The following is a 23498-nucleotide window of genomic DNA, read 5'->3' as shown; positions in this document are numbered from 1 at the left end:
AGATTCTTTAGGCCCGCAGGCAAAGCCGAGGACCGCAGAATATTCTTTGCATCAAAGAATATTCTTATTCATAGTTCCGCTAGATTTATTCTCCGCCATTTCAGCAGCTTTCTTTTCCTTTTCTGCCGCTTTTTCTTGATCTAATTTTTCCTTAATGCTTTTCTTTTCAAAAACCTGTCTTCCTTCAAGAAATGCATCAGCTACAGCTGCCGTGATTATTCTTATTGCCTTAATCGCGTCATCGTTTCCCGGAATCGGATACGTTACTAAATCCAGATTAGCATTAGTGTCTGCAATTGCAACAACAGGAACTTCTCGCTTAACTGCTTCTTTTGCAGCGTTTTCTTCTTTTCTAACATCGACGATATAAATTGCGTCTGGAACTTGAGTTAAATCGACAACCCCACCATAAAACCTCTCAAGCTTGGCAATTTCCAAATCTATCAACCCTCTTTCTCTTTTCGTCATTTCGTTAAATTCTCCCGCTTCTCTTTTCAATTTAAGATCGTTTAACTTCTTAATGTTCTTGCTAGTTTGTTCCCAGTTTGTGAGTAGACCACCGATCCACCTTTCCGTCATATAGTTGGCGCCACACCTGACAGCTTCTTCGATAATTATTGTCCTTGCTTGTTTTTTGGAAGCAAGAAATAAAATCTTTCCGCCTTCTGTACCGACTTTCTTAACATACTCACAGGCCTCTTCCAGTTTCTGGTAAGTTTTCTCAAGATCGATCACATGCACGCCATCTCTTGCCGTAAAAATATAATCCCTCATTTTGGGGTTCCAACGACGTACTTGATGACCGAAGTGAACTCCGGCTTCCAGCAAATCCTGCATTGATGGAATATTACTCATATTTTATTGCTCCTTTTTTCGCCTCCGCAAGGTAACTGTAGTCAAGGAGCTAACCTTGCGTGTGTGATCGTGAAACTATATCAAGACTAACAATTTTATGCAAATTAGTTGTAGGCTCTCTATTTCCTTGGACGACCCTTTGTGGGCGGTTCTCCAAACCCCATGCGGGCCATCTTTGGATCACCTGACTCTAGAACATGGTTTGCATCTCTGCCACTCGCTCTAACGTATCCGCCTTTTTCCTCACTAAAAATCCAGCCTGTACCGGGCGGCGGCGGCGGTTTAACCGAAGTAGTGTCTAGCACCAGTCCTCGGTCTATCCCAATCTGTGCATCTTTGGCCTGACCACTACTATCAGTAGCACGCTTAATAGATTCATCGCTATGCCCTAGTCTAAATTCTCTATCACTCATGATTTCCAACAAAAAAAGCGGCTGGACTTTTTCCAACTCACCTTTATTTGAACAAATTATATTAGGCTCAAAACTTGCCTGTCAACCCTTAATCTTGCCAATTGCCTTAGTTAAAACTTCTTCTAGGTTTTTGTCGTTATAGAAATAGGATTTTATTAAGCGGGATGAATCTCCAAAAATTGTGGAGGACGCTTTGCCTGGCGCTTTTTCGTGCCTTAAGCAAATTGCCGGAATTTTTCTAACGTATGCGCAGTAACAAATTTCAAATCCGGTTCCCAAACTTCCTTGCGAACATTCCGCGACAATGACGTCTGCCCTATCCATCAACTTTTTGTTGTGAGAAGAAATATATTTTGAAAAATTTCCGGAGGCTTCTGCTTTTTTCCTGAAAACTTTCTGCAGCTCAAAACCCACAACGTGTTCCGAAAGAATATTATGACCTAAGCCAGTAAGGATCTTTGCAATATCTTTATTGTAATCTTCGTAATCTCTCCCTCCTGTAACTGCTGCCGCAAAGTAGATCTTCATTTTGTGTTCCCTAATTTTCTGTCTATTCTTTTTTCACTTTCCCGACGGGCGAGGTCGTATTGATTAAAGTCTACAAACTTTAAAGCTTCAATCAAGGTTGGGTGAATATTTTTAACTGCTTCTACTTTCCTATGCTCTATCACGCGATAATCCGGATGGCCTTGCGGGCCAGTCCTCAGTTCCGCCTCCCAACCAAGCTCCCTTAAATTCTCCCACTGGTACCAGCGCACCCTATTCCCCATCATCACAACGTACTGCGCTTGATCTAGATATTTCTTGGAAACTTTTTTATAAAACTTATTTATCTTTTCCGCAGCGTCAACATAGGGCTTGTGCAGTTTCGACATAACTAAATCGTGTGGAATGTCATAACCCAACTCTGTCGTAAACCTCTGTCTTTCCTGCGTCAACATCCTGTGACGATGCAAATCGCGATAAGCGCCAAAGTTGGCAACGATATCGAATTTGTAATAAGTGTTTTCTAAAGCTCTTACGAGTCTATGCTGTCTTACCTGTCTGCCGCCAACCACTTTTTTGATGATCCCCATCTTCTGTTTCGCATCCATTCCTGACACTTGATCCTTGATACTCTTGTACCCTGTCTTTGCATATTTATAAAGAATGCTCGCGATAATCTTGTCTTCTGCATCGTTATCCCACTCAACCAATTCCACCGAGTTGTCATTCTGAACCGAAGGCGAAGAATCTTTTTTGAGATCCTTCGTTTCACTCAGGATGACATTGTTGATATATTTTTCCGTTATTTTCTCGATTTCACGATCTGTGTCTTTAACATATTTCTGATAAATCTTACCTCTCGGACTCGAAGCTCTTTCAACTAAAGACGGAATCACTTTGTTGAGTTCCGTCTGCGAATCTTTCGCCAGTTGTCTTAGCTCCGCGATCGGCGAAGCATAAGCCTTCGTTAAAACGTATTCAAAAGATTGCCCAACACCAAAAAAGCCAACATTAGTTAAAGTCGCAGCCGGCAGATAACTGCGCAAAACGTCACACGTTTTTGCTTTTATTGTTTCTGCGTATGCGCGATCCGTTTGATCTTTTTCTTGAGGGAAGATTTTTCTTAGATATTTAGAAAGCGGCGCGATAGAATCCGCATACCGTATAAAAAGCATATTGAGAAGTCTTATATACTCCGCGCCATACTCCGACTTGGCAAGATCCGGATCAACATAATAGAGCCACTTGCCACCAACCTTCCGGTCGAACAAAACGTATCGCGTTGATTTTTCCAGTGGCGCGAATCCAATTCGGAAATCTTCTAAAAATTGCGTCGCGACATTGGAAACATTTTCGTAAAATACGTGCGCTCCTGCCATCTGCGCGATCGAATCGTCTCCGTATGCAGCCAACCATTTACTGAAAAACGCCCTTGCCCTCGTGCTGTTTACAACGGCTTCCCATCCACCATGTGTATGTAAGTATTCGACAAAAGAAACCAGCTGCTTTTTCATCACCTCAGCTTCATGGACGGACTTCTTGTCGGCACCCTCAAGATCCGATTCCAGAATCGGCTTAATGTATTCGTCGAAAAATAATCTCCTTACGCCTTTTGCGCTCCTGCTATATCTAGACGCAAGCGCACCTAAAATTTCGCTCGGTAAGTATTTGGCGGCAAAAATATTTTTATCTAAATTCGTAAAAAAAGGCTCGATATACCAAGCCTCCTCTTTCGTAAACTTTTCGACTGGTAAATTCATTAAATAAGCGATGACACCGCCTCCACAACTTCCTTATGTATCTTTCCAGGAGGTAAAATTTTCCCATCGTTACTGCACTCTACTCTCACCCAATTTTTCTTCTTCTTTGAAACCATTTCGTAAATAGCGAACGATTCTTCCATATATTTCTTATCTTTTTCGTGAAGATCCAGCTTCCTCACCTTCATCAACTTTTGCGAAACATTTGCAGGTACTCTTAAATAAACCACCATGTCTTCATTCGGAATTCCGTTTTCTTTGTATTCTAAATGTTGTTGCCACTTCATGTACTTTTCTCTGGCTGGCCCTTTTTTGAACTTCGCAGCCATATGACACAAGCTGGAAGGCGCATATCTGTTCGCTACAACTACCTTCCCCTCGCTCAGCCATTTTCGAAGTTGTGGCGCTGCAGTCATTCTATCTCCAGCATATAACGTCGAGATTAGATACGGATCAGGATCATTCCCGAAATCTCCATCTAAATATCTTCTAACCATCTTCCCCCACATGGATTTTTCGTATCGTGGGAAAGAAATATACACTGTCGAAATTTTTTTCTTCTTAAGAAGATTTAAGAGAAGTTTTGCCTGGGTAGTTTTACCCGATCCGTCAGAACCTTCGAAAACAATAAGCTTGCCTCTAGCTTTTGTCACTTTTGTTATTAGAAGCTTCGTGAATCTTGGAAGCAACAGCACTCGTTGACCCAGAATACCTATCTGACCTGCTACCCTCATATGGCATCTTTACCGGCGCGCCTATCTTTTCAAAAGTAAAGGCGCAAATCGACATTCCACAATAAAGTATTGCGGGTTTTGGTCCCAAATTGCCAAGCTCCAAAACTGGTGCCCCGTTCCAACCCGGATCGAATCTGGCAGCTGTTGAATGAACCAAAATTCCGAGCCTTGCTAGCGAACTTTTTCCCTCCAACCTTCCCAAAATGTTCGGGGGTAGTTTTAAAACTTCTTTTGTCGAAGCGATTGCAAATGCCCCCGGTTCCAAAATAAAGGGGTCGCCCTCGTTTAAATTAACTTCTTCCATCGCGTCTTCCGGCAAACCCTTCCTGGTATCAACAAATCTGTAAGTTCCTCCGCGGAATAATTTCAAATTAGTTCCAAGATGAAAATCCATCGAAACCTGGTCGATATTATCCTGCCAGTTCCGCTCTAAAGGAGTTATCTTGATAGTTCCTTCCCTTATATATTTCTCAATTACCCAATCCGGCAAAATTCCAGAAAAATTATCACCGCCTCCATCTCTTCTAAGAGTTGGTTCTTCGCCTTCTCTTAAATAGTCGTAAATAATTTGCGACCATGTTTCCATTTGTTTGTAGTATCTTCCCGCTTCCTCGATCGGGACCATTTCACCTGACTTGTGTTCGTCGCGGACCGCTATCTCGTCACTGTCTCCCGTAACCTTTATCACCAAGCCCGCATGGACCATTCCAACATCATTCGCGTCATGATTAAGAACACCAATAATTTGCGCTTTATATTTGCCTTTATAATCAACCTCTTCCTCAAACTCTCTCTTTGCCCAATTTAAAATCCCACCTCCATTGATATCTTTTTTGTTAATGTGTCCACCGATACCTATTGAATAAAGATTTGCAAGACGAAGATCCGAATGATCCGCTTTTCTTCTCATTACAAAAATTTTCTTGCCGTTTTCAAAAACTAAATAAGGAATGATCTGTTTCCAAGAAGGGTCTACCTCGACTTGAGCTCTCGGTAAAAACTTATGTTTTGTGGAAACAACTTTTATATATTTTTGAAGATTTTCTGTTTTTAGACCATTCCAAATATCATCAGAGAATAAATCGTCGCGAGAAACAACCATCACTCGTTCGCTCGCTTTGCTTTTTAATCCCCGTTTTATTCTGTCCGTGGAATTAGACTTTTTTGGCATATCTTATTTGAGGGCAGACTTGTCCTCCGTAGCGCAAGCGAAGGAGGAAGAAATGTAGCTTTAAAGATATTAAACTATTTGGACTTTATTGTGAAGCCCCGCGGGCTCCCTCTTTTGCTTTTTCCTCGGGTAAATTCACAGGCAAATCCGGTTTAGTCCAAGACGCAAACTTACACTTCGGGTAATTGGCACATCCCCAAAAAGTTCTGCCGCGTCTCGTCTTTTTGATAATTACTTCCCCACCATCGTCGGGACAAATCATACCGGTTGGCGCCGCCAACGTTTTAGTATTCTTACATTCCGGAAATCCACTACATGCCATAAACTTTCCGAACCTTCCATACCTTATTACCATTGGCTTCCCACACTTTTCACATTTCTCATCCGTCTCCTCAACTTCCACTTTCATCTTCTCTGCTTTTTCCGCGACCTTTTCTACCTGCTTTTCGAAAGGTCCCCAGAACTTCGCCATCACTTTTGGCATTTGCTCTTCGCCTTGAGCTATTTTGTCCAAGTCATTTTCCATTTCTGCTGTGAACTTTAAATCAACAATGTGCGGAAAATACTCAACCAGAAAATCGACTGCCGTTTTAGCAACAGGTGTTGGCGCAATTCTCTTTCCTTCCAACCTTTCGATATATGCCCGTTCATAAAGCGTCGAAATCGTTGGCGCGTATGTAGAAGGTCTACCAATGTCGTGCTTTTCCAAATCTTTAATCAAGGTCGCTTCCGAATACCTTGCGGGTGGCTCTGTAAACTTCTGCTCACTATTTACCTTAACCAAACTCAAATCCTCACCGTCTTTAAGATCCGGCAAAACCTGATCTTCAACCGGGGGTTTGTCATAAACTTTGTACCAACCGTCGAACTTGATCTCCTGGCCCGTCGCACGAAGTACATAAGTCTTGTTTCCTTTTGCTTCTATGTCTACAGTTGTTTCCGCAACAATTGCTTCTGCCATTTGCGAAACAACCATCCTCTTCCAGATAAGATCATAAAGTTTTTTATGATCATTGCTCGGGACTTTTAATTGATCACCAGTTTGGCTTACATTCGTGGGCCTAATCGCCTCATGTGCTTCTTGTGCCAAACGCGATTTCACCTTGTATTTTCTCGCAACTGCAGGCAAGTATTCTTTTCCAAATTTCTCTCCAATAAATTTTCGCGCGGCATCGACTGCTTTTGGAGATAAATTCACTGAATCTGTTCTCATGTAAGTTATTAGCCCATGTTCGTAAAGATCTTGGGCAAGCCTCATCGTCCGCTTTGGTGTGTAACCAAGTCTGCTTGCCGCACTCTGCTGCAAAGTCGAAGTTGTAAAAGGAGGGTTCGGATATTTTTTGGCGTCTTTAGATTTAACTTCCAAAACTTTGTAAAGAGCTTTTTCAAGATCTTCGACAATTCCTTTTGCCGCCTCGCCACTACCCACTTCCGCCTTTTCTTCACCTATCTTCAATAAGGAAGCTGAGAACGTTTCTGGTTTCTGGTTTCTAGTTTCTAGTTCGACATCGACAAGCCAATACTCAACGGCTTTGAAAGCTTCAATTTCTCTTTCTCTGTCAACAACCAACCGAAGCGCAACGGACTGCACTCGACCGGCAGACAAACCACTTTTTACCTTCTTCCATAAAAGCGGCGAGAGTTTGTAACCTACCAAGCGATCAAGAACTCTTCTTCCTTGCTGCGCTTCTACCAAATCCGCATCTATCTGACGTGAGTTCTCAAACGCCTCCAAGACCGCGTCTTTTGTAATTTCATGAAACACCACCCTTTTGTAATCATATTTTTTCTTTTTCTTGCTTTTTTCTTCGATTACCTTAAGCAAGTTCCACGCAATTGCTTCTCCCTCACGGTCCGGGTCGGTCGCAAGAAATAAGTGCTCTGCCTTTTCTGCATCCTTAGCAAGAACATTCACCGCCTTTATCTTTTCCTTTGGAATTACATATTTAGGTTCAAAGTTTTTCTCTACATCTACACCAAATTCTCCACGAGGAAGATCCCGCACGTGTCCCATCGATGCGGTAATCTCGTAATCCTTACCCAAAAACTGGGAAAGAGTCCTTGCCTTAGTCGGCGATTCTACAATTACTAAATTCTTCATAATAAAAGTTTCAAACGGGTCAAAGTACCTAAAAACCAGCAAAAATCTTCTTCAGGTTTTTAACTTAACATACATGTCAATAAAATACGACAACTTGATGGCATCCCAATCAGGGCTGTTGGGGTACATTCCAAGAAAAAAACAATAATTGAGCTACTTTGTCTCTTGACTTTAATGATTTAAATTATTAAAGTTTTTAGCGTGTCTCAAGTTTCCAAGAGAAAAGTTTCCACAAATGTAGAACAGCAGATGTACGAAACTCTTTGGACCGCAATGTCAAAAATTCAATCTTCAAAAGATGTTCAAATCTTCCTGAACGATCTGCTATCGCCCATCGAAAAAACTATGATTGCCAAACCGCTCACAATTGTCAGTCCGTCACTAACCAAATCCCAAACGAGCTTTTCGGTAACTTGCCTTCCGTAAACTGTCGCGTATCTCGCGCCGACAACCGCAATTGCCAAATCGTCTTTTGCCAAAAGCGTCCCCTTAATAAAGAACTGGCGGGGCATCGATAACACTTCGTAAATTCGCGGGATAATCACGGTCGTTTACAGAAACTACTTTAATACCTCGTTCGTAAACTGTATCTAAATAAATTTTTGGATTTACCTTTTGCCGAAATTCTAAAATCGATTCAATCGTTTTTGAATCAAGTTTCAATTTCTTAATTTTTTCGTCCGGAGCTTCTCAAAACTTTTTGAGATTTTTAGAGTATTTAAGAAGATAACTAAATGTCGCCGTACCGACACCAGGAATGGCAGAAGTAGCAACCCAATAAGCGATTTCTTTTAGGCCCGGACTCTGCGTAGCAGAGGAGGACCGCAAGCTTTGCTTGTTCATAAATTCTTTCCAAGGTAATTCACCTTAAATTTATACTTGCTTCGAGGGCAGTCCTTTGCGCTATAAATTCAAGCGCTTTTTTTGCTTGTCTTTTCCGAAAAGCTAAACTCAACGATTTACTATTTTTTAACTCTCGAGTAACATCAGCGATGCTCAGTTGATCAAATGCCACTCCAACGTTCTTATAATTCTTAATCGCCGCGCGAATTAATGCTTGCCCACCAATATCCATACTTTCCGGAAAACCTTTTTTATTTGGCGCGTACAAATCCACAATCACAAGATCTATGGGTTCCATCCTCAATCTTTTCATCTCTTCAACATGTCGTTTTTTTGAACGATCGTTCAAAATTCCGATAAAAACTTTTCTATCCAAGCTCTTAACTCTTCCGTCGAAATCAAATCCTTTGACGATTGATATCGTTTTAAAACCTTTTGATTTAACATAATTAACAGTTCCTTCTGTCCCCCAAAACCTCACAGACTTTGGATCTAAAAGTTCCAAGAGTTCGTCGAGAACGTTTTTTTCAAAAACCGCAGCGAATATATTTTTTATTTTCAAATTATCCATTTGCGTTGACTTCGACAAGCTCAGTCAATATTCCCTGAGCGAAGTCGGAGGGATTATAACTCTAGTGTTTAAAGTGCCTTACTCCCGTGAACACCATCGTCATGTTGTGTTTTTTTGCAGCGGTAATAACGTCGTCATCGTGGATCGATCCACCCGGTTGCAAGATAACTTTTATTCCAGCCTTTGCAGCTGTTAAAACGTTATCCTCGAAAGGAAAAAACGCGTCGGAAGCGAGTATTGCCCCGCGCGCATTTTTCTTCGCTTGCAAAAGCGCCAGCCTTACAGCGTTGACCCTATTTGGCTGTCCAGTTCCCATTCCCACCATACTTTTCTCGCGGACGACAACAATCGCATTAGACCTCACGTGCTTTACGACTTTCCACGCAAACTCCAAATCGTCAAAAACAGTACTCGATGGTTTTCTTCCGGCAACTACTTTCCATCTTTCGCGTGATTCCAAAATCACATCGGGTGTTTGCACCAAATAACCGTTAAAAACTCTGGTAAATTCAAGTTGTTTAGGTGGTTTTTCTGCTTTTATAACCCTCATTTTGGCGCTTCTTTTTTTAAGCCTTTCCAAAACTTCTTTGGAAAAATCGGGCGCAACCAAAAGTTCAAAAAATATTCCGCGCATCGCCTCGATCATTTCCATCGTTGGAGGTCTATTTACTGCAACTATTCCGCCAAAAGCGCTAACGTTATCCGCTTTGTATGCAAGTTTAAATGCGCCAGCAAGATTTCCCATGGAAGTTATTCCGCTCGGGTTACCATGTTTGATAATCGCAACAGTCGGATCTTTAAATTCGCTGACGAGTCTCCATGCATGGTTCGCGTCTCCTAAATTATTATGCGAAAGTTCGATTCCCCACAATTGTTCATATCCTGGAGTCGACTCACCTATGTAAAACGCACTTTTCTGATGAGGATTTTCACCATAACGCAAGTCCGTATACTTCTTAAGATTCATCTTAAGAACTTTAGGTAGTTCGAATTTGTTCATATCGTGTATGGTTCATCGCTCATCGCAAATTCTAACAATTAACAATAGACAGAACCCTGCGGTCCTTGCGGACCTAAAACGATCAACAATTAACGTCTAGAAAAATACCAATCTAAAACTTCGCGGGCAACGGGGGCAGCGGCAGAAGACCCTTCTCCACCGTTTTCAATAATAACAGTTATTGCAACTTTTGGCGCTTCAAACGGCGCGTATGCCGTAAACCAGGCATGTGGATTCCCTTGAAACTTTTCCGCGGTTCCCGTTTTACATGCAACAGAATAAGGAGCGTTAAAAAACGGATAGGCAGTTCCCTTTTCCTGACATGCTTGTCTCATCCCTTGTCTAATCACATCAAGGTATTCACCTGGAAGTTCAACTTTTTCACCATCACCTGCTGCCACTTCTAGAACCTTGCCCTCACTGGAAACAATTTTAGAAGCAAGATGCGGCTTAATTATATTTTGGCCGTTGGCAACGTAAGCCGTCATCGCATTAACCTGCAGGGGGGTCGTAACCATAAAACCTTGACCTATCGCAAGATGCATCGTGTCTCCCAAATACCACCCTTCGCCAATATTAGCTTTCTTCCAAAGTTCGTCCGGAACTACCCCAAATGCTTCCCCTGGTAAATCAACCCCGCTCTTCCTTCCAAACCCAAGTTTTAATATCCATCTCCTCATTTCCTCAAGACCCGTCCTTTCCCCTAACCTATAAAAATATATATCGTTAGATCTAGCTATCGCACGATCAAGCTTAATAATCCCGTCTTTTTGTCCGTAAGTGTTGTAGTACCAATTAGAAAATGTTTCCCCTCCCAATGAGAATTGCCCAACATCTTCGATTTGTGTATCTTTATCGATCTTCCCGGAAGCAAGTCCGGCAATTGCAGTCGCGATTTTAAACACTGAACCAGGAGGATAGTTTCCTCCAATCGCCCTGTTAAAAAGAGGCAAGTCATCACTTACTAGAGCCTTACCAATATCCGCAGGATCGTAAGAAGGAAAAGAAACTAACGAGAGTATCTCTCCGTTTTGTGGGTTAGTTACAATTAAGGCTCCAGATTTTGCCTTGGCTTTTTCGACCCCAGCAGAAAGCGCCTCGTAAGATTTTTTCTGCAAAGCTGCATCCACCGTCAGATTAACATCCTGTCCAACAAGTGCGTCTTCTTCGCCTAAAATAGAAATCTTCTTGTGCGAACTGTCTACCTCCACAAGCTTTTTGCCATTTTCGCCCCTCAAAACTGCATCGTACGTTTCTTCAATGCCGTCGCGACCAAAAGATTCAAACGCCGCCAGACTATTATCAGCCTTAACATCTTCCTCATTAACCGGACTTACATAACCAGTCACATGAGAGGCAAAAATTCCAGACGGATAAACTCTTTCAACCTTGGCGACAATTTTTCCCAGAGGTCCAGAAAAATCCTCTCCTGCCAAACCTTCTTTTGAAAGCGCTTCAACTTGCTCTCGGCTTATTTGAGTCTTTTTGTCTCCATTCTCCAAATAATATGTTCGCTTAGATTCTGCAAGGACCGAGCCATCTCTTGCTAAAATTCGGCCTCTTGGAGCTTCCATATCAACGAGTCTCACCCTGTTTTCTTCCGCCAAGGCAAGATTAGTTGCTCCCTGAATAATCGTTAGGTAAAAAAGCCTTACAAGACCAATAGCCAGAACGAAAACGGCGACAAACTTAATAAACGAAAGCCTTTCTTTTGGAACTTCTCCTAAATGCTCAACCCCAAAAAACTGTTCCTCAAAACTTTTCTTGAAAATTTTACTCCTTGCGCCACTTTTGTAAATTGAATCGGAAATTAAAGGCGAGAGTTTTCTTTTCTTCATTTAAAAATCAGGCCGAAACTTTTTTTACTTTAGAAAAAAGTGCGGGATTTTCAAGAACTTGTGCTGCGCCCAGGACAACAGACAAAAGCGGGTCTTCGGCGATAGAAACAGACATTTTGGTTTCTTTAGAAATTAACTTCGCAAGACCTGAAAGTTTTGCCCCGCCACCGCATAGCATTATCCCGCGTTCTGCGATATCGGCTGCCAACTCTGGCGGCGTGTCTTCAACTACGTCTTTCACATTTTCTACAATCAAATTAACAGAACCAAAAAGCGCCTCGCGAGCAGCCGGTGAAGAAAACCTAATTGTCTTGGGTAGCCCGTTCTCCAAATCCCTGCCGCGAACTACCATCTGCTTTTCAACTTCCTGTACATATGCCCCACCAAGTGCAATTTTAATTTCTTCGGCTGTGCGCTCACCAATTCCCAAGCTGTATCTTGTCCTTATGTAGTTGATAATGTCCGTGTCCATTGTGTCTCCACCAATTTTAATCGACCTCCCAACAACAACTCCGCCCAAAGAAACAACAGCAATTTCTGTAGTTCCCCCACCAATATCGACGACCATCGAACCAACGGATTCCTGTACCGGAAGCCCTGCTCCAATTGCAGCAGCTAAGCCCTCCTCTATTAAATATGCACTCCTTGCGCCAGCTCCATAAGCAGCATCTAATACCGCTCTTCTTTCGACTTCGGAAATATTAGAAGGTACTCCAATTACAACTTTCGGCCTTGGCAACACAAAAGTCCTTCCGGGCTTTGCGTGAACTTTTCTGACAAAATAAGAAAGCATCGCAAGAGTGATATCAAAGTCCGAAATTACTCCATCTTTCATCGGCCGGATAACTTCAATGCTTACTGGCGTTCTGCCCATCATCTTTTTTGCTTCACTTCCAATTGCTAGCACTTTTTTCGTTTTCTTATGCCTAGTAATTATTGAGGGTTCACGAATAACGACACCTTTACCTTTTACGTAAACTAGCGTGTTTGCCGTTCCCAAATCTATACTTAAATCAGAAGAAAAATAACCAAGAATGTTGTCAATTATGGGTATCATGGAAGCAGGAGGCAGTATACACCAACTAGATTAACCCCCTCAATTGCTAAATTTAGACATCTGCTGGTAATATCAGACCGTGACTGAAAAAGCTTCCATATATTTAGACAAGATATTATTAGGTGTTTTCTTCGCACTTATTATCATCACTCCGTTTTTATTTTCCACTAGAAACACCGAACTTTTTGAAGTTCCAAAAATGCTTTTTGTATATCTGATGGCCGCATTAGTTTTCACTTTAACTCTGGCTAAATTTGCACTCCTTGGAAAAATTGTAATTCCTAAAAATATTGTTGTTTTTGTTTTTTTGGCCTTTTTAATTGTTCAATTCATATCGACCGCAACATCTATCGACCGTTTCACGTCTATCTTTGGATACCCAACTCGACTAAACGGCGGCCTGCTTTCCCAACTTTCGTATTTCGTTATCTTCACCGGAATTTTAATCAACATAAATCGCCAACAAGCCAAAAAACTTTTAGTCGCATTTGTCGTTGGCGCGTTTGCCGTTTCTCTTTGGGGCATACCGAGCCATTTCGGACTGGATTTTAATTGCCTGGCCCTAAATCAAGGACTCTTTGGCAATTGCTGGCAGAAGGAATTTAATCCGACACTTAGAATCTTTTCAACTCTCGGCCAGCCAAATTGGCTCGCCTCATATCTGGTCCTCACGCTCCCTGTTTCTATGGCGCTGATATTATCATCGAAAAAACAACAATTAAAAGTTTTTTTCTCAATCGTAACTATAGTTATCTTTTGGGCACTACTTCTTACAAACTCCAGAGCCGGCGCTCTTGGAGCCTTAACGGCTACAGCTGCTTTTCTTGTCCTAGTAGGCCCAAAGAAAATAGTTGAAAACCTCAGGCCGCTAGGTTTTATTTTTCTGATCTTTGCCCTACTGACTCTTGCTTTCGGCTCCACTCTAACTGGCAGAATCACAGAATCCATTACCAAAAACGCACCCCAGGTAGCCCCTTCGGAGCCAGCTGCACAAGCTCCAACCCAAACGGCGCTTGCAACAGGTGGCACGGAGTCCGGTCAAATCAGGTTAATCGTTTGGAGAGGGGCGGTCGATATAATCAAAAACTATTCCCTCCTTGGATCCGGCCCCGAAACCTTTGCTTATTCTTACTACTTTTATAGACCCTTCTCACATAATCAAACAACTGAGTGGAACTTTTTCTACAACAAAGCCCACAACGAGCCCTTAAATTATTTTGCGACAACCGGAATTCTAGGCGGATCTCTATACTTAGGTCTTGCTGCAGCTTTCATCTTGACAGGAATTTTGACTCGCTCAAAAAACCAAGTACTAGTAAAGTCCACCACTGCTGCAATCACGGGCTATCTCACAACTATCTTATTTGGCTTTTCTACAGTTTCCTCCCAAGTCGGAATGTTTACCCTTGCAGCATCTGCTCTTGTTCTTCTTGAAAAAAATCCTCAAAAAGAACTTTCTTTTCGCTTCTTAAAAAGAAACACAGTCAAAAACGCTTCTTTGATTTTAATTTCTGTATTGGGTCTATTTATAATTTCCCAAGTTCTCAGGCTTTACCTTGCAGACATTTCTTACGAGCGGGCAAGAAACTTACAAGACTCAAGAAGCCTTACCGCCTTTTCAAATGCGATAGAAATCTTTCCCACAATTAACCCTTTTATGCTTTCGGATAGCGCTTATACAACTGCGCTCTTTGCCATATCGACAGAAGACAAAGACACGGAAACACTCCTTAGCGCTCAAGCAAAACTCATGGCAGAAAAAGCTCTCTCCAACTCTCCAAATAATTTAATAGTTAATCGAAGAGTAGCAAATGCTTATTTCCTGCTTTCCGACGTGGATATTGAATCGGGGCAGAAGGCACTTCAAGTTGCAACACGTCAAACTCAGCTCGCTCCCACCGACCCGCAATCATATCTTGCACTCGCAAAAATTCAAGCTGGGTTTGAAATGAGAAGTGAAGCAAAAGAATCTTTAAACAAGGCGCTTTCCCTAAAAGGCGAATACCCCGAGGCTAAACAGTTACTTGATCAGCTCTAGACAAACAATTACAATAGGCGAAGCCTTTCTGCGAATAGGCAAGAACTTCATGAGCTTGAGACTAGTAGACCCCCAAATAGCAAAACTTATTAAAGAAGAAGAGAAACGCCAGAAAGAAGTTCTGGAAATGATCCCTTCGGAAAACTACACTTCGCGCGCCGTCATGGAAGCACTTGGATCGTCTCTTACCAACAAATACTCCGAGGGCTACCCTAAAAAACGCTATTACCAAGGAAATAAAATTGTAGACGAAGTCGAAATTCTGGCACAAGAGCGAGCAAAGAAGCTTTTTGGCGTTCCTTATGTGAATGTTCAAGCCCTTTCCGGATCTCCCGCAAACCTCGCAGTCTACGTAGCATTACTCGAACCTAAAAAAGATAAAATCATGGGCTTGTCACTTGCTTTCGGCGGACATTTAACACACGGACAACCGCAATCCGTTACCGGAAAATTCTTTAAATCAGCTCCTTACATTCTAGACAAAAACGGACTCTTGGATTACGAAGAAATTGAAAAAATCGCAAAACGCGAAAGGCCAAAAATAATTGTTTGCGGATACACCGCTTACCCACGAACAATAGATTTTGAAAGATTCGCGCATATTGCAGATAGTGTTGGCGCTTATCTTTTGGCAGACACCTCCCATATCACCGGCCTTATAATTGCCGGCGTCCATCCAAGCCCCGCCGCCTTTGCCCACATCATAATGACGACGACCCATAAAACTCTCCGCGGCCCTCGCGGCGCATTAATCATGGTTACAAAAAGAGGAATAAAAAAAGATCCAGAACTTCCCCAAAAAATCGACAGCGCGATTATTCCAGGTCTTCAAGGCGGACCCCACGATAATCAAACAGCAGCAATTGCAGTTTCCCTTAAGGAAGCAGCAACTCCAGAATTCAAAACCTATGGCCACCAAGTCGTTAAAAATGCAAAGGCGCTAGCGAGAGAACTTTTAGACAGAGGGTTCGATCTTTCCAGTGGAACAACAGACAACCATTTAATTTTAATTGACCTTAGAAGTAAAAACGTTAATGGCGCAATAGCAGCTTACGCCTTAGAAATTGCTGGAATTGTAGTAAACAAAAACGGAGTACCCTTCGACCCACAACCGCCGTTTTATCCTTCTGGTATTCGTCTTGGAACACCTGCAATTACAACGCGCGGAATGAAAGAAAAAGAGATGGTAAAAGTTGCCGATTGGATTGATCGGGCAATTGCGGAAGTTTCGGACGAAGAACTACCGGAAGCAAAAGAGGCAAGGATAGAATTTATGAAAAAGTTCCGGGAAAGAGCAAACAAAAACAAGAACTTGCTCGCTATCGCAAAAGAAGTTAAGGCCTTTTGCTCCAAATTCCCCACACCCTAAGCCTGCTTGATATAATTCACATGATGGCGCAAATCTTAGACGGAAGAGTCGTACGAGACGAAATCGAAAAAAAGCTGAAAGCGGAAGTTGAAAAGCTAGACCCGAAACCAAAGCTCGTCATCATCCAAGTCGGCAACAACCCGGAATCCAATACCTACATCGGACAAAAGGTGAAGTTTGGAGAAAAAATTGGGGCAATTGTAGATCATCAAAAATTTGCGGAAGGTGTTTCTCGACAGGAACTACTTTCCAAGATTTCAAAATTGAATTCCGACTCTTCTGTCCACGGAATTATCGTCCAAATGCCGATTCCAAAATCCCTAAACAAGGACGAAATCATAGAAGCAATCGATCCGCAAAAAGACGTCGATGGACAAAACAGCATTAACCTAAAAAGACTTATGGAAAACGACCAATCCGGATTCACTCCGGCAACAACCAAGGGCATTTTTTCTCTTCTGAACTTCTATAGAATTCCTGTTGAAGGAAAATACGTAGCAGTAATCGGCAGGTCCACACTCGTTGGAAAACCGACAGCGCTTGCGATGTTAAATCACGACGCGACTGTAACAGTTGCTCACTCCAAAACCCGCGATCTTAAAAAAATAACAAAGTTGGCAGACGTTTTAATAGTCGCAACAGGCAAAGCAAAATTAATAACCGCGGATCACGTATCCAAAAATCAGGTAGTTGTCGATGTCGGCATCAACGTCGTCGATGACCCCACAGACGAAAAACCGGAAACAGAACCTTCTGGCCGAAAATTAATTGGCGACGTCGATTTCGAAGAAGTTTCTAAAATTGTTGCCGCAATTTCCCCTGTCCCCGGCGGCGCCGGCCCAATGACCGTAGCATCCCTTTTCGAAAATCTAATTGCTGCCTACAAAAAGCAGACTTGAACTTCTTTATTCTTAACTCTAAACTCAACTCACAATGTACGCTGGCGTAGTCGTCCTAACAAATCAGCCTCCCGACATCAAAACTTACACATACGAAATTCCAAAGGATATCGATGTAAAAATAGGTCAACTTGTAACAGTCCCTTTTGGCACTAGAAATCCAGATGGAGTTGTACTGGAGATCTCAGAGAACCGTCATCCTGGAATGGCAACGACCACGAAAAGAGAGCTTGTTTCTCGTAAGCTCGAAATAGGATCTAAAAAAGATTCTATCGCTTCGCTCCAGAATGACAAGAAGATTCAATTAAAACAGATTTCCTCAATTGTTATCGATCAACCTCTTTTACTCCCCACTCAAATCAAATTGTTAAAGTGGATGTCGGATTACTACCACGCGCCAATGGTCAACTCTCTTGAAGCAATGCTTCCGTACATTCCTAAAAATCCTCAGTCCCTTGCTGGTGGAAAAATTGCAAAGAAACAAACTACTTTAGTTTTAGTCCCAAGTATTAACCGCTTGCCGAAAACAATTGCCTCGTATCCTTATGCAAAAAACTTTATTGCCTACCACAACGATATGAAGCCGTGGGAAAGATTTGCCAATTGGCAAAAAATCGCAACTGGCAATATTGACCACGTCTTCGGAACACGATCGGCAATCTTTACACCAATTCCTAATCTTGCAAAAATTATAATTTACGACGAACATGAAGAAAGTTATAAAGACGAAAGATCTCCGTATTTCGATACTCTCACTATTGCAGAAAAATTAAGCACAATGACCGGTGCACAACTTTCAATCGTTGACTCATCTCCAAAAGTTACAACATACACAGTTCATAAGAACGAGATCTCATTTTCCCGTCATCCTGGAATGGCAACGGCCACGAAAAGAGAGCTTGTTTCTCGTAAGCTCGAAATAGGATCTAAAAAAGATTCTATCGCTTCGCTCCAGAATGACAAGACATTACCAAAAGTAAAAATCATTTCGATGCTCGAAGAAAAAGCTGCCGGTAATAAAACTCCGATTTCAGACCTCTTAGCGTCTTATCTGGCAGCCGCGCAAAAAAGAAACAAAAGCGTTTTATTGTTTTTAAACAAAAAAATCGACACGGGACACTTTTATTGCAAAGGCTGCAAACACAATGACTATGCACCGAAAGAACCAGAAAAATGTCCCGAATGCGGCTCTTCCGACATCTGGTTTTACACACTCAACGTTTCTTCGCTTTCAAAATTGGTACAACAAATAGTACCGGACGCCAAAACTAATTTAATCACCGAAGGAAAGCAATCAACAATTGGCAATCAGCAATCAACAATCGACATTGCAACGGCTGCAGTTTTTTATCGCCTTCAAGAAAAGCTGTACGACCTAGTTGTCCACATCTCCACAGATTCCGCTTTAAACGCAGCAGATTTTACTGCAGGAGAAAAAACGTACACACAAATTACGAATTTACGACAAATAACAAAAGGTTTATTACTTTTACAGACTTACAATCCCCTAAATCCAACAATTACATCAGCAGCAGATTCCAATTATCAGAAATTCAAAGAAACCCAACTTTCGGAAAGAAGAGCCCTTTCCTATCCTCCTTATTCACTTCTTATTAAGCTGGGTTTAAAGGGTAAACGTGAGGAAAGCTTGGAGGAAAATTCCCAAAGACTTTTCGAGAAACTAAATAGATCAAAAAACGCTGATATCTCAATCGTTGGCCCTTTCAAACCATTTACCACTAGAAAAATGCAAAAATATAATATAATTCTAAAAATTCCATTGGGAAACTATAATTTAAAAACAAGAGAAGAAACATTATTTAATATGAAAGATTATCTAGAACTTGTACCAAAAAATTGGCAAATAACCGTCGAGCCAAGCAGCCTTAATTAAATGGTTAAAAATTTTGTAGCATTACCAGACGAAGCGATAAGACAGAAGTCAAAAGAAGTAACATCTTTCGACAAATCTGTTAAAGATGCAATAACGGACCTAATTGAGACCGCAGAAGTTCAGACAGACCCTCCCGCCTTAGGGCTTGCTGCACCACAAATTGGTGTTTTCAAAAGAATTTTCGTCGCCAAAATCCGCGGTAAATTCCGTCCATTTATAAATACGAAAATTTTAAAAACTTCTAAAAGCGAGGGGGCTTTTTTAGAAGGCTGTTTTTCGGTGCCAAAAGTTTATGGAAACGCGATAAGACCGCTGGAAATTGCGATTGAATCCAAAGACGCTCAAGGGAAAAAAATTAAGAAAAAATATAAGGGTTTGGCCGCCCGAATTATTCAACACGAAATCGACCACCTTAACGGCACACTCTTTATAGACCACGTAGAAAATCAAAACGGGAAGTTCTTCAACGTCGAAAAAGACAAGAAAGGTAAGGAAATCTTAGTAGAGATTGAAAAAGAATGAAAATTGCGTTTTTCGGCAATACAAAATATTCGACAATTGATGCAAGGATTTTAAACGAAAGATTCGGCCTTGCGCTTATCGTAACCAAACCGGATAAACCAAGAGGACGAAACAGGGTTCTTACCCCAAACCCTGTAAAACAATTTTCCCAAGAAAATAAAATTCCCTTTATTACTGCAGACAAATTAGGTAAAAGCGTTGTAGACGAAATTAAAAAATATAATTTAGATTTTTTAGTTATCGCGGATTACGGTTTGATTCTTCCAAAAGAAGTTTTAGAAATTCCAAAGTATGCCCCCGTTAACGTTCATCACTCGCTCCTTCCAAAATACCGAGGGCCCTCACCTGCTCCCTCCACAATCTTAGCCGGAGACACAACCTCTGGCGTCACAATTATAAAAATGACAGAAGACGTGGATGCCGGGGACATCCTTGCCCAAGAAAAATATCAACTTGAAGAAGATGAAACAACAGATTCACTTCTGACAAAGCTAAATACTTTAGGCGGAAAACTTGCCTGCGATGTGATTGAAACCTACACAGAAATAAAACCCAAAAAACAATCTGCCGGTGAATCTTATACCGAAAGGTTTAAAAAAGAAGATGGATTTATAGATATTGAAAATCCACTTGATCCCGAAACTGTTGATCGCATGATCCGCGCTTTTTATCCTTGGCCCGGGGTCTGGACAAAATTCGACGGCAAGATAATTAAGTTTTTACCGGAAAAAAAGATTCAGCCGGAAGGCAAAAAACCAATGGACATCAAAGCATTCCTAAACGGATATCCTCAGACAAAAGATTTTATAGAAAAGATATTCTAAGCTGAAGCCGTAGCCACAGAACTTTCTGGGGCTTTAACTTCTTCCTTAACGACCGGCTTCATGTCAGCTTTTACTCTCCTGAGACATTTAGAACAAAGCCTCATCGTTTTTCGCACACCCTGGTAAGTTACCTTGACAGAATGTAAATTTGGCTTCCAAGTTGCACGCGTTTTCTGGGCACGCATAGCCCACCCACCACCGTATTGGTGAGCACCAGATTTTTGAACAATCATTTTCTTACCGCAAATTTGACATGCACGCATCAATAAAGTCTCCTTTGAATCTGATAGAATATACCATAGTGCTCACGAAGGGGGCAAGAACTATCCATGTTGATACTAACTTTGTTACAAAATCCTGCAGCGGCTTTAGCATTTATAGCCGGACTAGTTTTGGGAATCACAATTCACGAATTTTCCCACGCATACGTCGCATACCGGTTAGGAGACCCGACTGCAAAGTTAGCTGGCAGACTTACACTTGACCCGCGCTCTCATTTAGACCCAATAGGCACACTCGCACTCCTCTTAGTTGGCTTCGGTTGGGGCAAACCCACACCCTTCGACCCGTTTAATCTTCGAAACATAAAGCGCGACTCCGCATTAATTTCTGCAGCCGGCGCAGTTTCCAATCTGATTCTGGCTTTCGTGCTTTCCCTTCCTTATATTATTGCTTATGTCACAGGCAATCCTAGCCTACAGATAGTCGAAATATATCGCGTTCTTTCTATAATCATTTGGATTAACGTCATTTTAGCCGTTTTTAATCTTATTCCCGTTGCCCCTCTCGACGGATTCAAGGTCCTCGCAGGGCTCTTGCCCAGAAATTGGTACGACGACTTTATGCAGACTGAAAGGTTTGGGATTTTCATCTTATTATTTTTAATGATTACGGGCGCGATAGGCAGGATAATCTTGCCAATCGTATCAGCTCTTACTGGCCTACTTTTGCCCGGACTCAGGCTCCCAATTTGATTGCGAACCGTTGACAGAACTGCTATTATTAGAGTGTCCACAGGAAGACAAACCCTACTGCGGATTTGCACTTTAAAGTCTTGGTCAGATTTCTTCGCTTCATGTAAATGACCAAAAAGGATCCGCGTTCGTCTTGAGTTGCCCAAGAGACGACAGGTTCCACTTTATGTTTTAACCGAAGAAAGGGCTAAGCCATGCGCCACAAGTAGGGTCGAAATCATCTCACCAGTCAAATATTTGGCTGGTTTTCTTTTTAATTCAAAGTTTAAATATCAAATATCAAAATTATAGAAGTTCTCGACGGAGTTTATCTCGAGAAAAATAGAGAGGCTCGAACAATAAGAGGGCTTGTTGTTCTCACTTTCGCTCGAACAATAAAATTAAAAGTTAACAGAGTTAACTTCCACAACTTTAAATTTTTAATTTTGAATTTTAAACTTTTATTTGTTACCTACGATAACTTCAATGTCAGCCGTGCTGGAAGGATCTAACGCTTGAGTGCTAACAGTTACCGAATAGTCGTCGGAAAGGTCTTTAACAATCTCGTCACCGAATTCACTAAAATCTTTCTTAAGCTTTACCGTTGTTCTTTCGTAATCAAAAGTGTCGGCATTGCCAACAGAAACAACGTTGTAGCCTTTACCTTCAAGTAGATCGCGAACTACAGAAGCTTGACCGGAAGTTCCGCTTCCATTTAGTACCCTAACTCTAAGCGTGCTTTTATCAAGATTGGCTCCTTCTGACGCTTCGGGTGTTGGTGACGGACTTGAAAAAAGTGGCGCTGTAGAAGGAGACGCTTTTGTCTCGTCGCCAGATCCTCCCAGATTGAGTGCAGAAAAAGGACCGATGCCGCGAATTACGGCGAACGCAAGAGCACCCACTATAACTAGAAAAATAAGGAGCCAGAGCCATTTGGCATTTTTGCTCTGAGATTCCTGATAAATAGGGGCACCCACTGGTTGCTGGTTATCCATAAAGTTGGGGACAGTTTAAAAGTTGCCCAAATTGTATCAAATAGAGTCAAGCTTGGCAAAAAAAGTGTGCTGCGGGAAGGATTCGAACCTTCGTAGCCCTTTCGAGCGACGGTTTTACAGACCGTTCCAATTGTCCACTCTGGCACCGCAGCGAATTCTCTGAGCCGCCTCTCGGATTCGAACCGAGGACCTACTGTTTACAAAACAGTCGCTCTAACCAACTGAGCTAAGGCGGCATACTATGCCCTATTCATGAGCCGAAGATGGGAATCGGACCCATGACCTTTTCCTTACCAAGGAAACGCTCTACCACTGAGCCACTTCGGCACGTGCGTTGTCAATTTTAGCAGAAATCGAGGCTTAAATGAATCAGATTATTCCCCACTTGCCCAAAAAGCTATTAATTAGTTAAACTTACCAGATTAATGGCCAAACCCAAAAGAGTTCTTTTTAATTTGGAATGCACTGTTTGTAAATCCAAAAATTACACGACAGAGAAAAACCCCAACAACACTCAGGATAAGCTTCTGTTTAAGAAGTTCTGCAAGCATTGCCGCAAAACCACCGAGCACAAAGAGTCTAAAATCTAACCCTCCGATTAAGGGTCTCACTTTTCGTTGACTTAAGGAGAAACTTATCCAGCATATTTGACATTCGAAAGTTAACCTCCGACAATTATATTAATGCCCTCTTTTAAATTGAAAATTGAAAGTGGAAAGTTGAAAATTAAAACTCTCAACTCTCAACTCTCAAATCTCAAATCCCGCGGCTTCACCCTCATTGAGTTAATGGTTGTCGTAACCATAATTTCGATATTAACCGCAACAGGTATCGCCTCCTTCACCACCGCTCAGAGTAAGTCCAGAGACCATAAACGTAAGCAAGATCTTGCAGCGCTGCGGACCGCTCTTTTGTCTTACTATACGGACCAAAATGTTTACCCAGGTACCGCTAGCGCAACCTACACTTCGGATTCGGGACCAAATTGGATCCCCAACATTAGTCCAAACTACATTAAAAAACTGCCGGAAGATCCCAGTCAAGCCGGACTAATAACTGAGCTTGCGACAAATCTCTCTCCCCTTGCAAGTCTCTTTGGTAAGGATAATCCTCAAGTTGCCGCTGCCCCTCCACCGGAGAGGACAGCTCTTCTTAATGAGCGTGTTGGGTTTGGT

The 23498-nt window shown here is 41.9% G+C and carries 23 protein-coding genes and 3 tRNA genes; 9 read left to right on the top strand and 17 right to left on the bottom strand.

Annotated elements, in window-relative coordinates; translation table 11 throughout:
• Positions 1–51 precede the first annotated feature (51 nt).
• The 12 genes from rpsB to NUV69_01100 form a co-directional block, all read right to left on the bottom strand.
• Positions 52–855 (bottom strand): 30S ribosomal protein S2, encoded by an 804-nt coding sequence (gene rpsB, locus NUV69_01155; protein MCR4324274.1) that lies wholly within the window; start codon positions 853–855, stop codon positions 52–54.
• Between the two features lie 119 nt (positions 856–974).
• On the bottom strand, positions 975–1304 hold the full coding sequence (locus NUV69_01150) for a hypothetical protein (protein MCR4324273.1): 330 nt from the start codon (positions 1302–1304) through the stop codon (positions 975–977).
• A 45-nt stretch (positions 1305–1349) separates the two neighbouring features.
• Positions 1350–1796 (bottom strand): nucleoside 2-deoxyribosyltransferase, encoded by a 447-nt coding sequence (locus NUV69_01145; protein ID MCR4324272.1) that lies wholly within the window; start codon positions 1794–1796, stop codon positions 1350–1352.
• Positions 1793–3514 carry an FAD-dependent thymidylate synthase gene (locus NUV69_01140; GenBank protein ID MCR4324271.1) on the bottom strand — a complete coding sequence of 574 codons (1722 nt, stop codon included), beginning with the start codon at positions 3512–3514 and terminating at the stop codon, positions 1793–1795. Before NUV69_01140 ends, NUV69_01145 begins: the two co-directional genes overlap by 4 nt.
• Positions 3514–4167 (bottom strand): hypothetical protein, encoded by a 654-nt coding sequence (locus NUV69_01135; GenBank protein MCR4324270.1) that lies wholly within the window; start codon positions 4165–4167, stop codon positions 3514–3516. Before NUV69_01135 ends, NUV69_01140 begins: the two co-directional genes overlap by 1 nt.
• Entirely contained in the window at positions 4154–5419 is a 1266-nt protein-coding gene (gene dcd / locus NUV69_01130; GenBank protein MCR4324269.1) for a dCTP deaminase, read from the bottom strand. Before dcd ends, NUV69_01135 begins: the two co-directional genes overlap by 14 nt.
• Positions 5420–5504: 85 nt before the next feature.
• Complete coding sequence (gene topA, locus NUV69_01125; GenBank protein ID MCR4324268.1) at positions 5505–7520, bottom strand: type I DNA topoisomerase; 2016 nt, start codon at positions 7518–7520, stop codon at positions 5505–5507.
• A 302-nt stretch (positions 7521–7822) separates the two neighbouring features.
• Positions 7823–8032, bottom strand: a complete 210-nt coding sequence (locus tag NUV69_01120) for a DNA-protecting protein DprA (protein ID MCR4324267.1) — start codon at positions 8030–8032, stop codon at positions 7823–7825.
• Positions 8033–8382: 350 nt separating this feature from the next.
• Positions 8383–8925 (bottom strand): hypothetical protein, encoded by a 543-nt coding sequence (locus tag NUV69_01115; GenBank protein ID MCR4324266.1) that lies wholly within the window; start codon positions 8923–8925, stop codon positions 8383–8385.
• Between the two features lie 70 nt (positions 8926–8995).
• Positions 8996–9934 carry a bifunctional phosphoribosylaminoimidazolecarboxamide formyltransferase/IMP cyclohydrolase gene (locus NUV69_01110; GenBank protein MCR4324265.1) on the bottom strand — a complete coding sequence of 313 codons (939 nt, stop codon included), beginning with the start codon at positions 9932–9934 and terminating at the stop codon, positions 8996–8998.
• A gap of 89 nt (positions 9935–10023) precedes the next feature.
• Positions 10024–11772, bottom strand: a complete 1749-nt coding sequence (locus tag NUV69_01105) for a penicillin-binding transpeptidase domain-containing protein (protein MCR4324264.1) — start codon at positions 11770–11772, stop codon at positions 10024–10026.
• A 7-nt stretch (positions 11773–11779) separates the two neighbouring features.
• Entirely contained in the window at positions 11780–12808 is a 1029-nt protein-coding gene (locus tag NUV69_01100) for a rod shape-determining protein (protein ID MCR4324263.1), read from the bottom strand.
• 100 nt (positions 12809–12908) lie between these two features.
• Between NUV69_01100 and NUV69_01095 the strand changes: the two genes are divergently transcribed.
• Genes NUV69_01095 through NUV69_01070 form a run of 6 tightly spaced genes read left to right on the top strand, consistent with a single transcriptional unit; the run spans position 12909 to position 20375 of the window.
• Positions 12909–14867, top strand: a complete 1959-nt coding sequence (locus NUV69_01095; GenBank protein MCR4324262.1) for an O-antigen ligase family protein — start codon at positions 12909–12911, stop codon at positions 14865–14867.
• A 49-nt stretch (positions 14868–14916) separates the two neighbouring features.
• On the top strand, positions 14917–16236 hold the full coding sequence (locus NUV69_01090; protein ID MCR4324261.1) for a serine hydroxymethyltransferase: 1320 nt from the start codon (positions 14917–14919) through the stop codon (positions 16234–16236).
• Positions 16237–16259: 23 nt separating this feature from the next.
• Positions 16260–17135: a bifunctional 5,10-methylenetetrahydrofolate dehydrogenase/5,10-methenyltetrahydrofolate cyclohydrolase gene (locus NUV69_01085; protein ID MCR4324260.1), complete on the top strand. Its 876-nt coding sequence runs from the start codon at positions 16260–16262 to the stop codon at positions 17133–17135.
• A 34-nt stretch (positions 17136–17169) separates the two neighbouring features.
• The gene (locus tag NUV69_01080) at positions 17170–19029 is read left to right on the top strand and encodes a hypothetical protein (protein ID MCR4324259.1); all 1860 of its coding nucleotides are present in this window, start codon (positions 17170–17172) and stop codon (positions 19027–19029) included.
• Positions 19030–19551, top strand: a complete 522-nt coding sequence (gene def, locus NUV69_01075; GenBank protein MCR4324258.1) for a peptide deformylase — start codon at positions 19030–19032, stop codon at positions 19549–19551.
• The gene (locus NUV69_01070; GenBank protein MCR4324257.1) at positions 19548–20375 is read left to right on the top strand and encodes a methionyl-tRNA formyltransferase; all 828 of its coding nucleotides are present in this window, start codon (positions 19548–19550) and stop codon (positions 20373–20375) included. Before def ends, NUV69_01070 begins: the two co-directional genes overlap by 4 nt.
• Here NUV69_01070 and NUV69_01065 read toward each other — a convergent pair.
• Positions 20372–20638: a 50S ribosomal protein L28 gene (locus tag NUV69_01065; GenBank protein MCR4324256.1), complete on the bottom strand. Its 267-nt coding sequence runs from the start codon at positions 20636–20638 to the stop codon at positions 20372–20374. The genes NUV69_01070 and NUV69_01065 overlap by 4 nt on opposite strands.
• A 66-nt stretch (positions 20639–20704) precedes the next feature.
• Between NUV69_01065 and NUV69_01060 the strand changes: the two genes are divergently transcribed.
• A complete protein-coding gene (locus NUV69_01060) occupies positions 20705–21349 on the top strand; it encodes a site-2 protease family protein (GenBank protein ID MCR4324255.1) in 645 nt (214 codons plus the stop codon).
• A 440-nt stretch (positions 21350–21789) separates the two neighbouring features.
• Here NUV69_01060 and NUV69_01055 read toward each other — a convergent pair whose 3' ends face one another.
• The 4 genes from NUV69_01055 to NUV69_01040 form a co-directional block, all read right to left on the bottom strand.
• The gene (locus NUV69_01055) at positions 21790–22323 is read right to left on the bottom strand and encodes a LytR C-terminal domain-containing protein (protein MCR4324254.1); all 534 of its coding nucleotides are present in this window, start codon (positions 22321–22323) and stop codon (positions 21790–21792) included.
• A 67-nt stretch (positions 22324–22390) separates the two neighbouring features.
• Positions 22391–22475: transfer RNA gene (locus tag NUV69_01050), tRNA-Tyr, on the bottom strand.
• 10 nt (positions 22476–22485) lie between these two features.
• Positions 22486–22559, bottom strand: a tRNA-Thr gene (locus NUV69_01045).
• Positions 22560–22578: 19 nt separating this feature from the next.
• Positions 22579–22650: transfer RNA gene (locus NUV69_01040), tRNA-Thr, on the bottom strand.
• Positions 22651–22748: 98 nt separating this feature from the next.
• Between NUV69_01040 and rpmG the strand changes: the two genes are divergently transcribed.
• Both rpmG and NUV69_01030 read left to right on the top strand, forming a co-directional pair.
• The gene (rpmG, locus tag NUV69_01035; GenBank protein MCR4324253.1) at positions 22749–22913 is read left to right on the top strand and encodes a 50S ribosomal protein L33; all 165 of its coding nucleotides are present in this window, start codon (positions 22749–22751) and stop codon (positions 22911–22913) included.
• 93 nt (positions 22914–23006) lie between these two features.
• On the top strand, positions 23007–23498 hold a 492-nt coding region (locus tag NUV69_01030; GenBank protein ID MCR4324252.1), incomplete at its 3' end, for a prepilin-type N-terminal cleavage/methylation domain-containing protein.

This window comes from Candidatus Curtissbacteria bacterium (genome assembly GCA_024654445.1).
Classification (GTDB): domain Bacteria; phylum Patescibacteriota; class Microgenomatia; order Curtissbacterales; family GWA2-41-24; genus JANLHP01.
Note: the sequence above shows the minus strand (reverse complement) of the source record. Positions and strands in the feature narration are given on the sequence as shown.